Origin of the sequence: Nocardia lijiangensis NBRC 108240, from assembly GCF_001613045.1 — a bacterium.
Taxonomy (GTDB): Bacteria; Actinomycetota; Actinomycetes; order Mycobacteriales; family Mycobacteriaceae; genus Nocardia; species Nocardia lijiangensis.
On the sequence record NZ_BDBP01000149.1, the window covers coordinates 1 to 11,776 of the forward strand.

10 protein-coding genes and 1 pseudogene are annotated in these 11,776 nt (G+C 69.7%); 6 read left to right on the plus strand and 5 right to left on the minus strand.

Annotation, left to right across the window (positions count from 1 at the left end; all coding sequences use genetic code 11):
* The 3 genes from NL1_RS34230 to NL1_RS34240 all read left to right on the plus strand — a co-directional run.
* The coding region (locus NL1_RS34230; protein ID WP_281180902.1) for an SbcC/MukB-like Walker B domain-containing protein at positions 1-2,461 on the plus strand (2,461 nt) is incomplete at its 5' end.
* A gap of 11 nt (positions 2,462-2,472) precedes the next feature.
* On the plus strand, positions 2,473-3,825 hold the full coding sequence (locus NL1_RS34235) for an MFS transporter (protein ID WP_245673721.1): 1,353 nt from the start codon (positions 2,473-2,475) through the stop codon (positions 3,823-3,825).
* A gap of 106 nt (positions 3,826-3,931) precedes the next feature.
* Positions 3,932-4,159, plus strand: a complete 228-nt coding sequence (locus tag NL1_RS34240) for a DUF2283 domain-containing protein (protein WP_067848671.1) — start codon at positions 3,932-3,934, stop codon at positions 4,157-4,159.
* Positions 4,160-4,286: 127 nt separating this feature from the next.
* On the opposite strand, the gene NL1_RS34245 is transcribed toward NL1_RS34240, so the two are convergent.
* From NL1_RS34245 to NL1_RS34255, 3 genes are all read right to left on the minus strand, one after another.
* Complete coding sequence (locus tag NL1_RS34245) at positions 4,287-4,796, minus strand: M15 family metallopeptidase (protein WP_245673722.1); 510 nt, start codon at positions 4,794-4,796, stop codon at positions 4,287-4,289.
* A gap of 847 nt (positions 4,797-5,643) precedes the next feature.
* Positions 5,644-6,039: a hypothetical protein gene (locus NL1_RS34250; protein ID WP_067848652.1), complete on the minus strand. Its 396-nt coding sequence runs from the start codon at positions 6,037-6,039 to the stop codon at positions 5,644-5,646.
* Positions 6,040-6,179: 140 nt separating this feature from the next.
* On the minus strand, positions 6,180-7,856 hold the full coding sequence (locus tag NL1_RS34255) for a fumarate hydratase (RefSeq protein ID WP_169813626.1): 1,677 nt from the start codon (positions 7,854-7,856) through the stop codon (positions 6,180-6,182).
* A 327-nt stretch (positions 7,857-8,183) separates the two neighbouring features.
* On the opposite strand from NL1_RS34255, the gene NL1_RS34260 reads away from it, so the two are divergent.
* Positions 8,184-8,651, plus strand: a complete 468-nt coding sequence (locus tag NL1_RS34260; protein ID WP_084511360.1) for a MarR family winged helix-turn-helix transcriptional regulator — start codon at positions 8,184-8,186, stop codon at positions 8,649-8,651.
* A 6-nt stretch (positions 8,652-8,657) separates the two neighbouring features.
* Here the strand turns inward: NL1_RS34260 and mftD are convergent, their stop codons facing one another.
* Positions 8,658-9,860 carry a pre-mycofactocin synthase MftD gene (mftD, locus tag NL1_RS34265; RefSeq protein ID WP_067848664.1) on the minus strand — a complete coding sequence of 401 codons (1,203 nt, stop codon included), beginning with the start codon at positions 9,858-9,860 and terminating at the stop codon, positions 8,658-8,660.
* The gene (gene mftE / locus NL1_RS34270) at positions 9,857-10,561 is read right to left on the minus strand and encodes a mycofactocin biosynthesis peptidyl-dipeptidase MftE (protein ID WP_067848667.1); all 705 of its coding nucleotides are present in this window, start codon (positions 10,559-10,561) and stop codon (positions 9,857-9,859) included. The genes mftD and mftE overlap by 4 nt, the downstream gene beginning before the upstream one ends.
* An 85-nt stretch (positions 10,562-10,646) precedes the next feature.
* Between mftE and mftR the strand changes: the two genes are divergently transcribed.
* A complete protein-coding gene (mftR, locus tag NL1_RS34275) occupies positions 10,647-11,240 on the plus strand; it encodes a mycofactocin system transcriptional regulator MftR (RefSeq protein WP_067848669.1) in 594 nt (197 codons plus the stop codon).
* Positions 11,241-11,364: 124 nt separating this feature from the next.
* Positions 11,365-11,776: pseudogene (locus NL1_RS34280) on the plus strand (STAS domain-containing protein); the annotation flags it as partial.

An 11,776-nucleotide genomic window follows, 5' to 3' on the forward strand; every position in this document is an offset into this window, starting at 1 on the left:
CCGGACTGGACGTCCGGGCGCCCCGCTGTGGCGGCTGGTCCGCTTCGGCGACGGCGTGACGCCCGCGAGCGCCGCCGGTGTCGAGGCGGCTCTGCACGCCGCCGGACTCCTGGACGCCTGGGTGTGCGCCGAGGACGAACTGCCCGCCGGCTACCGCAGCGACCAGTTCCTGGTCCCGCTGCCGCCTTCGGGTCGGCCGACCGGGAGCACGCTGGCGGACGTGCTCGTGGTCGAAGACGACACCGAGGGCCTGACCGTCCCGCGGCAGGTCGTCTGCGACGTGCTCGCCTCGATCGCCCTGCTCGACGACCTCGACGACGCCGTGGGCGTGGCGATCAGCGGCGCGGGCGGGTACCGGCAGGGCGTGCAGATCGGCAGGCACCACAAGTCCGACGCCGAATTCATCGGGGCGACCGCCCGCGCGCGCCGCCGCGAGCTGCGGCTCACCGAGTTGGCGACCACAATGGACGCGGCCGCCGAGGTCCAGCGCGTCGCGCAGGAGGAAGCCGACGCGGCGGACGCGGAACTGGCCGGGATCACGGCCGCCGCCAAGGCTCTTCCGCGCCCGGCCGCCGTCACCGCCGCGCTGCGCTCGGTCTCCGAGACCGCGGGCGTCATGCGGTCCCGCTCGGAGGCCGCCGCGCAGGCCGAGAAGGATCTGGACCAGGCCGTCACCGAGGTCGCGGCCATCGAGAAGAAGCTGCGGGCCGCCGCCGCCGCGCACCGTGCGCCGCGCGAACCGCGCGAACTCGACGCACTGGCCGCCGCCATCCGGCATTTCGAGAACACCGGCACCGGCCTGCTCCGGCTGCGCGCCGACCATGATCGCGAACGCGAACGCGAACGCGAGGGCGCCGACCGGTACGACGAGGCCCGCGACCTGGCCGAGGCCTTCGCCGAGGAGGCCGAGGCCGCCCAGGCCGGCTACCAGGAGCAGTTGCGCAAACTGGAGACGCTGCGCGAGGCGCTCGGCGCGAGCGCGGCGGATATCGACCGCGAGCTCGATCAGGCCAGGCAGCGCATCGAGGCGACCAGGGCCGAGCAGAAGGCCGCACGCAAGGCGGCCAACGAGGCCATCGAGGCGGTCGGTGACGCGGAGGCCGCCTACCGCACCGCGCACGAGTCGCTGGGTACCGCGCTCACCGAGGTGCTCGCCGACGTGAAAACCCTTGCCCCCTATGCCCAGCCGGATCTGCTGTCGCTGCTCGGCGCGGCGCCCGAATGCCGGTGGCCGAGCAGCGACGCGGCCTGGTCGACCCCGGAGCAGCTGCTCTACCGGATCACCCAGGCGGGGCCGGAACACGAACCGCAGGTGCTGCCCGAGGAGGTCGCCGAACTCTTCCACAGCCTCACCGCGGCCACCGCCGCGGTCCGCGCGGGCGAGGCCGCACGCAAGTCCACCCGCAGCGCGGTGACCGCGGCGCTGCAGGAATTCGACGCCGCACTCGCCGCCTCGGGCCGCGACTACCGCTTGCAGTGGGACGCCGCCGACGGGCTCACCGTGGTGCAGGTCCAGGACGAGCACGGCATCGCCGCGCTCGCCGACTTCGCCGGACGCATCGATCAGGCGCGCCACGACCAGGAACTGCTGCTCACCGACGCCGAGCGCCGCATCCTGGAGGACGCGCTGCTCACCGGCCTTGCCCAGCAGATCCACGAACGCACCAGCGACGCACGCGAACTCATCGCCAAGATGGGCGCGGAGATGAAGCAGCGGCGGATGTCCTCGGGCAACACCATCGGCGTGCACTGGGTGCTCGCCGACAACCTCTCCGACGCCGCAAGGGCCATGTGCAAGCTGCTGGACCGCGACGCCACCACCCTCGGTTCCGAGGACCTGGCCGCGATCCGCGCGCACTTCGCCGCCGAGATCCGCGCCGCGCGCGCCGCGCACCCCGAACGCTCCTACCCCGAGATCCTCGGCGCCACCCTGGATTACCGCACCTGGCGGGTGTTCTCGTTCACCCTCATCTCCGGCGACGGCAACGAAGACAAACTGACGGTGGCCAGGCACAGCGCGCTCTCCGGCGGCGAGCAGTCGGTGTCGCTGCACCTGCCGCTGTTCGCGGCCGCGCACGTCATGCTCGATTCCGCCGATCCGCAGGCGCCGCGCCTGCTCGCGCTGGACGAGGCGTTCGCGGGCGTCGACGACAACGGCCGCAGCGAATTGCTCGGCCTGAGCGTGCAATTCGACCTCGACCTGTTCATGACCGGCTACGACCTGTGGATCACCTACCCGCACGTGCCCGGCTGCGCCCACTACGACCTGGCGCACTCCACCGCCGAGAACACGGTGAGCGCGACGCTGCTGGTGTGGGACAGCGGCGACCTGCTCGCCGAACACGACGGCGCCGACCTGACCACCGCGCTCGGCTCCCCCAACCGCCGCCGGGTGCCCGCCACCATCGAGGGCGGGCTCACCCTCGACGACATGCCGGGCGCACCCGCGCCCGTCGGATGAAACGGATTGCAGTGACATTGGTTCCACCCCGCTCCACCGCCGTGTCCGCCCCGCGCCGGGTCGCCGCGGCCACCCTGATCGGCACGACGCTCGAGTGGTACGACTTCATGCTGTACGGCACGGCGTCGGCGCTGATCTTCGGTAAGCAGTTCTTCCCCTCGCTGAGCCCGGCCGCGGGCACCCTCGCGGCCTTCAGCACTTTCGCCGTCGGGTTCGGCGCGCGGCCGATCGGCGGCCTGCTGTTCGGGCACTTCGGCGACCGGCTGGGGCGGCGCACCACGCTGGTGGTGTCGCTGATCGTGATGGGCGTCAGCTCGACGCTGATCGGTGTGCTGCCCACCTACGCGAGCATCGGTGTCTGGGCGCCGGTGCTGCTGGTCGTTCTGCGGCTGGCCCAGGGCGTCGGGCTGGGCGGCGAGGGCGCGGGCGCGACGGTGCTGTCCATCGAGCACGCACCGCCCGGGCGGCTCAACCGGTACGCGAGCTTCCCGCAGATGGGCACGCCCGCGGGGCTGATCCTGGCCAACGCGATGTTCCTCGGCGTGAGCGCGCTGCTGCCGGATGCGGCGTTCCAGTCCTGGGGATGGCGGATTCCGTTCCTGTTCAGCGTGATTCTCGTGGTGGTCGGGCTGGTGGTGCGGCTGCGTATCACCGAATCCGAGGAATACGCGGGACTGGTGCGGCGCGGAGAGGTGTCGGCGTTTCCGCTGCGCGACGCGCTGCGCGTCGGATTCCCGAGACTCGCGCTGATCCTGTGCGCGGCGATGGCGACCTCTGCCGTGGTGTACATCTTCATGGTCTTCACGCTCACCTACGGCACCAAGTCGCTCGGGTTCAGCAGGGACTTCCTGCTGACGGGCGTCATCGTGGCGTCGATCGTCTGGTGCGCCACCATGCCGCTGTGGGGCGCGCTCGGGGATCGGATCGGCACCGCCCGGGTCTTTCTCGCGGGTACCGCGGCGCTGCTGGCGTGGTGCGCGGTCTACTTCCCGCTGCTGAACACCGGCGATCGGTTCGTGGTCTTCCTTGCGCTGCTGGGGATGGGCGTGGTCCTGCCGATCAGTCACAGCGTGGGCGGCATCATCATCGCCGATCTGTTCCCCGCCACGGCGCGGTACTCGGGGACCTCGCTGATCGTTCAGATCTCCGTGATTGTCGGCGGCGGGCTCGCGCCGCTCATCGCGACAGCGCTGTGGTCGGCGGGATCGGGGTCCGGCGCGGTCGCCTGGTACCTCGTCGCCGTGTGCGCGCTGAGCCTGATCAGCACGTTCGTGCTGTTCTGGGTGCTGCCACGGCGAGCGGGACACACCGGACGACGGCCCGCGGCCACCGAGCCGGAGGCCGAGCCCGCGCCGGTGCGCTGAGCGCAGTCCTGGGAACCCGCTACGGCTCGCGGCTCGGCGGCGTGGCCGCATCGGAGTTACCGTGGAGTGCTCACGGCCCGAGTGCGACGCGACGGAGGATCCGGACATGCACATGACGTACGACCCGGCCGCCGACGCCGCCTACTTCACCATCGCCGACGAGATAGCACCGGGCGAAGCGACCCGCCAGGTCGTCACACCGGTCGAGGGCGGCACCGTCGTCCTCGACTTCAGTTCCTCCGGCACCCTCCTCGGCATCGAGGTCCTGGGCGCCCAGCGCATCGTCCCGACCGAAGTCCTCGGCCGAGCCCCGACCCCACCGACGCGCCCCTGAGACGACGCCGAGCCCAGGGCATACTTCCCTTCCGCGCGACCCGATGTCCGACGCCGTTCGGCGGTGTCGATCAGGCGCACCGAGCCGGAACTCGGGCCATGTGCAGGCTGGGTGCCGTCAGCGTCGGCTAGTGTTCGCTGGCGTCTGGGCGCAGCGGCGGGCAGACGCGGCCCGGGCCGGTGGCCAGTTCGAAGTGCCACCATTCGTTGGCGTAGGTGCGGCACAGGCCCCAGCGGTTCCCGTTCTGTTCGAGCCACTGCGCGCCCGGCTGCGGACCCACATCGATGGCCTGGCCTGCGACGTGGGTGGACTCCTCGGGCGGTAGCACCCAGCGGCGCGCTTCCTCGGGGCTGCCGTAGGTGGCGATGCCGTTCTCCCACATGGCCTGCTGCTCGGCGTAGCTGCGGTGGCCGGAATTGATCCAGAGCGGAACGCCTTCGGCGTGCGCCGCGTCCTCGGCGAGGGTGTAGGCCACCGCGAGCGCCGGATCGAGTCCCTCGGTGCCCGTGGCCGAGCCGATGACCTCCCTATGGCTACCCGGCGTGGCCAGCGCCTGCGGTGCACACGCGCCGATCGCGGCGGCCGCCAGCACGCCGACCGCCATCCGCTTCCCGAAGGTCTCGCTCGTCGAAAACATGGGCGCCATAGTAACGGCGCCCCGCCGACCGCTCCCAGAATCGATCGACGAGAGAGGTTGTCCGGCAAGGGCATTGAGCCGCCTTCTCTCTCGCGTCGAAACCATTTCTCTCCGCTCGGTAGGAAAGTGCCGGTCGAGCAGCCCGAGACTGGACGGTCCTTTCGAGGACCTGCCGAACGCGCCGAAGAGCGCTTGGGCCGTATCGCTGTCGCCCTGAGAACTGGCAGTGCGTGCCAAGTTGCAATCCGCACCGGCGATTTCGTGTGCACTACCTGTGGAGATCCGTCCACCGCGGACGCCGTCGACCCCCTGAATCCACAGGCATGTGGATAACCAGCAGTGATAGCGTTCGGCTACATCCCGGCCCCAGATCGACCCATCGGATCCGAATCCGCTTGCCTGACAATCCCGGTTTCCACAGGAAAGATCGTTGTCCACATAGTTATCCAGTGCTGTGGATCACAACGTGAGTGGGCTTGCTACCAATCCCCTACTCCGCCTGGAGGGCACGCACCACCTCGCCCTCGGGCCACTCCACTCGGACACGGTCGCCGATGAGGACCGGAATGTCCGTATCCAGCACCACATCTCACACGCTGACGGAATCGCAAGGTCTCGGTGATCACCCGCCGAGAGCACCGTCGGAATCCGGGAATCCCGGTCGGCACGATCACCCGCACCGGCACCCGACCTCTACCCGCAGCGCCGATGACGAGCGTTTTGTCCGAATCATCCCCGCCACAAGCCCATTTCGTTCGCTGACACGACACCGCCTCGACCCGAACGAAAAGCGCCGAGGCCCATGAACAGGCCTCGGCGCAGCGACCAACCGGTCGGATTTGCGAGTCTAGACCGGCTCGCCCCGCCGAATCCTTTCGGCGGCTTGGCGATTGCGACCGATCCTGGCGCCGATCTCCACCCCATACTCCCGCGCGTACGCGAGCGCGGTCTGGATCTTGTGGGACTGCAGATCGGATTGCCCGCTCAGCACGGCGATCCGGCGTTCCACCGGGCCGTCCAACTCGAGCAGCCGGGCCACCACCTCCCAGATCTCGGGCCCGGCGGCCAGCGCGGCCCGCCGGTCGTGGATCGGGCCGCGGAACACGATCCCCGGGTGTTCCAATTGGTCGACCCCCTCCCGAATCAACCGGTCCAGCAGGGCAGTCGAACTGGTTCCCTCCTGTGCGGCACGCGCCACGAGCCGTCGCCCGGCCGATTCCGAGACGCGAAACGACGTATTCATTGCCCTCCTCGACTCGAAAGGTCAACGACCTACCCCGCTAAGGGTGCCTCCGGAGGGCGGCGATGTCACACCGGTGATCAGGGTGACATCGCCGTGTCCGCACAACTGCCCGTGCGGCTGAAGCCCAGGCGGAGGTAGCCTTAGACCCGCTCCTTGGAGCGGGTACGCACCCGCAGCGCGATGGGCTTCTGAGTCTCGGCGAAGAAGTCGTTGCCCTTGTCGTCGACGACGATGAACGCCGGGAAGTCCTCGACCTCGATCTTCCAGACCGCCTCCATACCCAGCTCGGGGTATTCCAGCACCTCGACCGACTTGATGCAGTCCAGCGCGAGCCGGGCCGCGGGGCCGCCGATCGAACCGAGGTAGAAGCCGCCGTGCTCCTTGCACGCCTTGGTCACCTGCGCCGAACGATTGCCCTTGGCCAGCATGACGAACGAACCGCCCGCCGCCTGGAACTGGTCGACGTAGGAGTCCATCCGCCCCGCGGTGGTGGGGCCGAAGGAACCCGAGGCGTAACCGTCGGGGGTCTTGGCGGGACCGGCGTAGTAGACCGCCATGTCGCGCAGGTAGTCGGGCATCGGCTCGCCCGCGTCCAGCCGCTCCTTGATCTTGGCGTGCGCGATGTCACGGGCGACGACCAGCGGACCGGTCAGCGAAAGCCGGGTCTTCACCGGGTATTTCGACAGTTCGGCGCGGATCTCCGACATCGGCCGGTTCAGATCGACCTCGACGACGTCGCCGCCGAGGATCTCGTCGGTCTGCTCCGGCAGGTACTGCGCGGGCTCACGCTCGAGCTGCTCCAGGAACACGCCCTCCGGGGTGATCTTGGCCAGCGCCTGCCGGTCGGCCGAACAGGACACCGCGATGGCCACCGGGCAGCTGGCGCCGTGCCGCGGCAGGCGCACCACGCGCACGTCGTGGCAGAAGTACTTGCCGCCGAACTGCGCGCCGATCCCGAACTCCTGGGTGAGCTTGAAGACTTCTTCCTCGAGCTCGAGGTCGCGGAAGGCGTGCGCGGCCAGCGAGCCCTCGGTGGGCAGGTTGTCCAAGTAGTGCGCCGAGGCGTATTTCGCGGTCTTGAGCGCGAATTCGGCGCTGGTGCCGCCGATCACGACGGCGAGGTGGTAGGGCGGGCAGGCCGCGGTGCCCAGCGAGCGGATCTTCTCGTCCAGGAACTCCAGCATCCGCGTGGGGTTCAGGATGGCCTTGGTCTCCTGGTAGAGGAAGGACTTGTTGGCCGAACCGCCGCCCTTGGCCATGAACAGGAACTTGTAGGACGGGTGCGCGGGATCGCCCTGGGTGGAATACAACTCGATCTGCGCGGGCAGGTTCGAGCCGGTGTTCTTCTCGTCCCACATGGTGATCGGGGCAAGCTGCGAGTAGCGCAGGTTCAGCTTGGTGTACGCGTCGTACACGCCGCGGCTGATCCATTCGGCGTCGTCGACGCCGGTGAGCACGCCCTCGGACTTCTTGCCCATCACGATGGCGGTGCCGGTGTCCTGGCACATCGGCAGGATGCCGCCCGCGGAGATGTTGACGTTCTTGAGCAGGTCCAGCGCGACGAAGCGGTCGTTGCCCGAGGACTCCGGGTCGTCGATGATCTTGCGCAGCTGGCCGAGGTGCGCGGGGCGCAGGTAGTGGCTGATGTCGTGCATCGCCTCGGTGGTGAGCAGCCGCAGTGCCTCGGGATCGACCTGCAGGAACGTGCGCCCGTTGTGCTCGAAGGTGCTGACGCCCTCGGTGGTCAGCAGCCGGTAGGGCGTGTCGTCCGCGCCGGTCGGCAGCAGATCTGAATAGCGGAATTCCGGGGCGGTCACGGATCGCACTCCTTCGGGTGGGCTGGGCTCGAGCGGACCGTCGGCCGCAGGCGGGCTGAGCCGGGCTGGTCACAAGCAGAGGGAGCCTATCCAGCGGCCCGGGACCGGCCACGGGTTAGGCAAACCTAATTGTGCAGGCGGACACACTGCGATCGCACCGAAACGACGGCGCGCGTGCGCGACTCGGCCCTTCGCACATTAATAAGCCGTACAAAAGGTTGCACGTTCAACCCCGGTGGTGCTACCTCTCAGTTCCGACCGTTTGTCGCGCTCGACACCACCACAGCGGGGCAATTTATATGACACGTCAGAGGTATGGAGGCTGTCGTGACCGATCCGCAGTGGCTCGACGACGTCGAGATGCGGGCCTGGCTGGGATTCGTGCGCACCCGCGATCTCATCGCCGCCGCCGTGGGGCGCGACTCGTCGCGTGAGTCGAACCTCACTTACGTCGAGTACTCGGTGCTGGCGCGACTCGCGGACTCCGCCGACCACCGGCTGACCTTCGCCGACCTCGCCGAGGCGCTGGAGTGGTCGCAGAGCAGGCTCTCCCACCAGATCACCCGGATGGAGAAGCGCGGCTTGGTGGTGCGCGAGCCGATTCCCGACGACGCGCGCCGCACCGCCGCGCGGCTCACCCCGCGCGGCGCCGAGGTGCTCGGCACCGCGGCGCCCGCGCACGTGCGCAGCGTGCGTAAACACATGATCGAGGCGCTGGACCGCGAGCAGCTCAACGCGCTCGCCGACATCTACGACATGCTGCTCGCGCACCACCGAAGACAACCCCCGAGCTGAACAGAGTCAGGCCGAGGCGGGCACCGCCTTCGCCGCCGCGGGCACACCGAGCGCCCGTTCGAATCCGTCGGGCACCACGATGTCACCGCGATCCAGCTCGGTCACCGCCGTCTTGCGCAGGCCGAGCAGGGCCGAGTCGATGCCGCCGCGCAGGACGTCGAGCACGTTCTCCACACCCGCCTGCCCGTTCGCGGCGAGGCCCCACAGGTAGGCGCGGCCGATCATCACCGCCCGCGCACCCAGCGCCACCGCCTTCACCACGTCGCTGCCGCGGCGGATGCCGCCGTCCAGCACCACCTCGATCTGGCCGCCGACGGCGTCGGCGATCACCGGCAGCGCCCGGATGGCGGCCGGGGTGCCGTCCAGGTTGTTGCCGCCGTGGTTGGAGACCGAGATCGCGGCGACGCCCGCGTCGACCGCGCGCTGCGCGTCGTCGACCCGCATCACCCCCTTGAGCATCACCGGGCCGTCCCACTGCTCGCAGATCCAGCGCACGTCGTCCCAGTCCGGTGCGGGCGTGCTCATCCACTCGCCGTAGGCGCCGAAGAAGCCGGGGGCCGGGCCGTCGCCCACCGCCATGTTGGGCGCGGTGAGATCGGGAATGTGGCCGGAGCGGGCATAGGTCGCCAGCCAGCGCGGGCGCGCGAGGGTCTGCGGCGCGAACTTCAGCATGGTGCGCAGGTCCAGCTTCTCCGGGATCACCGGGCTGCCCCAGTCGCGGCCGTGCGAGAAGGACCAGTCCAGGGTCAGGATGAGCCCGACCGCGCCCGCCGCCTTCGCCCGCGCCATGCGCTGCAGGATCTCTTCTTTGCCGCCGCACCAGTAGAGCTGAAAGAAGGTGGCCGGGTTCGCCGCGATCACCTCTTCGATCGGCTTGCTGGCGAAAGAGCTGAGCCCCATGGCGATTCCGCGCGCCGCGGCCGCCCGCGCGACGGCCACCTCACCATCGGGGTGCACGGCTTGCACGCCGGTCGGCGAGATCAGCACCGGCATCGACAGCTGCTGACCGAGCACGGTGGTCGACTGGTCGCGCTCGCCGATCGGACCGGCGACGTGCGGCGCGAAACCGAGTTCGGTGAAGGCCTTCTGGTTCTCATCGATGGTCTGACCGCGCTCGGAGCCGGCGATCAGCGCGCCGTACACCGATTTCGGCAACCGCTTCTTCGCGCGTCGCTGCGCCTCCGCAACGGTTTCGAACCAGGGATTCATGACGGGAGTCCTTTCGAGGCGTGCACCGGCCACCAGTGCCGGGTCTTCTGGATCAGGTCGTCGGTCAATCGGGCGAGCAGGGCGTGCCCCTCCTCGGCGTGCGCGCCCGCGGGATCGCCGAGGACGCCGTTCGGGCTCACCGCGCGCACTCCCCCGGCGCGCAGCAGCGGAAGCAACTCGGCCAGCGGGCGGGTATCGCCCTTCTCGGCGCGGTCGGCGCGCACCAGGTCGGGGCGCAGCGCCAGCTGGAGCGCGGTCTCGGCGCGGCCCGCGTGCAGACCGCCCGGATAGTGCGGCAGGTACACCCGCACGTCGCGGGATTCGCGGCGCAGCAGCTCCTCGGCGCGGCGCAGCGGCTCCAGGTTCCCGCCGTGCCCGCTGACCACGAGGATGCGGTCGAAGGTGTCGGTAGCCGAGCGGCACAGCTCCACGATCACCAGCTCCAGCGCGGCCTGCCCGATGGACAGGGTGCCAGCGAACCCCGCGTGCTCGCCGCTGGATCCGTAGGGAATCGCAGGCGCCACAAGCACATCCGCGCGCGCGGCGGCCAGCCCCGCGCACAGGGCGGCGGCGATATCGGTGTCGGTGGACAGCGGCAGGTGCGGCCCGTGCTGCTCGGTCGCGCCCACCGGCACGGCGAGGATCGCCCCGGCGGCGCGTTCGCCCGCCTCCGGCCATGTGAGATCCGCCATTGCCCGCATGTCAGCGAGATTAACGTCACAGACTGACAGAATCAATACTTTCAGTGACTGACAAAATTCGACCGGCAGCGGACATAATGGCTTCGTGACCACGCGGACCACCCGGGGCCGACCCCGCGGCACCACCAAGCGCGAGCTCGAAGTCATCGCCCTGCGCCTGTTCGCCGAGCAGGGCTTCGACGACACCACCGTCGACCAGATCGCCGCCGCGGCGGGCATCAGCGGGCGCACCTTCTTCCGCTACTTCCCCACCAAGGCCGAGGTGCTCTGGCACCAGTTCGACGACGAGGTGGCCGCCCTGCGCGCGGACTTCGCGACGGTGCCCGACGACGTGCCGATGATGACCGCCGTGCGCCGAGTCGTGGTGAACGCCAACCGATATCGCGCCGAGGACGTGCCCGAGTTGCGCAGGCGCATGCACTTGGTGGCCACCGTGCCCGCACTCGCCGCCACGGCGGGCGCGCACTACGACGCCTGGGAGCGCGCGGTGAGCGCCTTCGCCGGGCGACGCCTCGGCGAACCCGAGGACGGGCTCATCCCGCTGGCCGTCGGCCGCACCACGCTCGCCGCGGCGCGCGCCGCATTCGACGCCTGGTTGCGCCGGGCGGACGCCGATCTCACGGTGTACCTGGACGAGGCCCTGCTCGCCCTGGAGCGTGGGTTCGTGACGGCCACATGAATTGTGCGCGAGCTACCCATAGGTTTCAGCGGCAATCGGGATGGGGTATGACTAGGCTCGGACTCGGCCACGGCCGAGCGCACGACGATCACCGACCTACCCGTCGAAAGGGGCTGGAATTTCCATGTCCGAGGTGTCCATGAGCCTTTCGGCGGACTCGCTGGCCGCGGGACCGGTCGACAACCTGCTTCCGCAGCTGGTCGAGCATCTGCGTCAGAATCGCACCGCGCTGCGCGAGGAGTGGGCGCGCCGCATCACCGACGCCCAGCTGCTCACCGCCATGACCCCGGAGGAGATCTTCTCCGAGGCCACCTCCATCTACGACAACTACGTCGAGGTGCTGGAGACCGGTAGCGTCGAGGCGCTGCAGGCCTACGCGCGCGACCTGTCCGAGCGCATCATCCCGCGAGGAGTCGAGACCGACGAGGTCCTCGGCATCGTGCTCCTGCTGCGAGATGTGCTGGCCCGCTCGCTGTTCGAGAAGTACCAGTCCAACTTCGAGCTGCTCAATCACGCGCTCGACGCCTACGAACCGG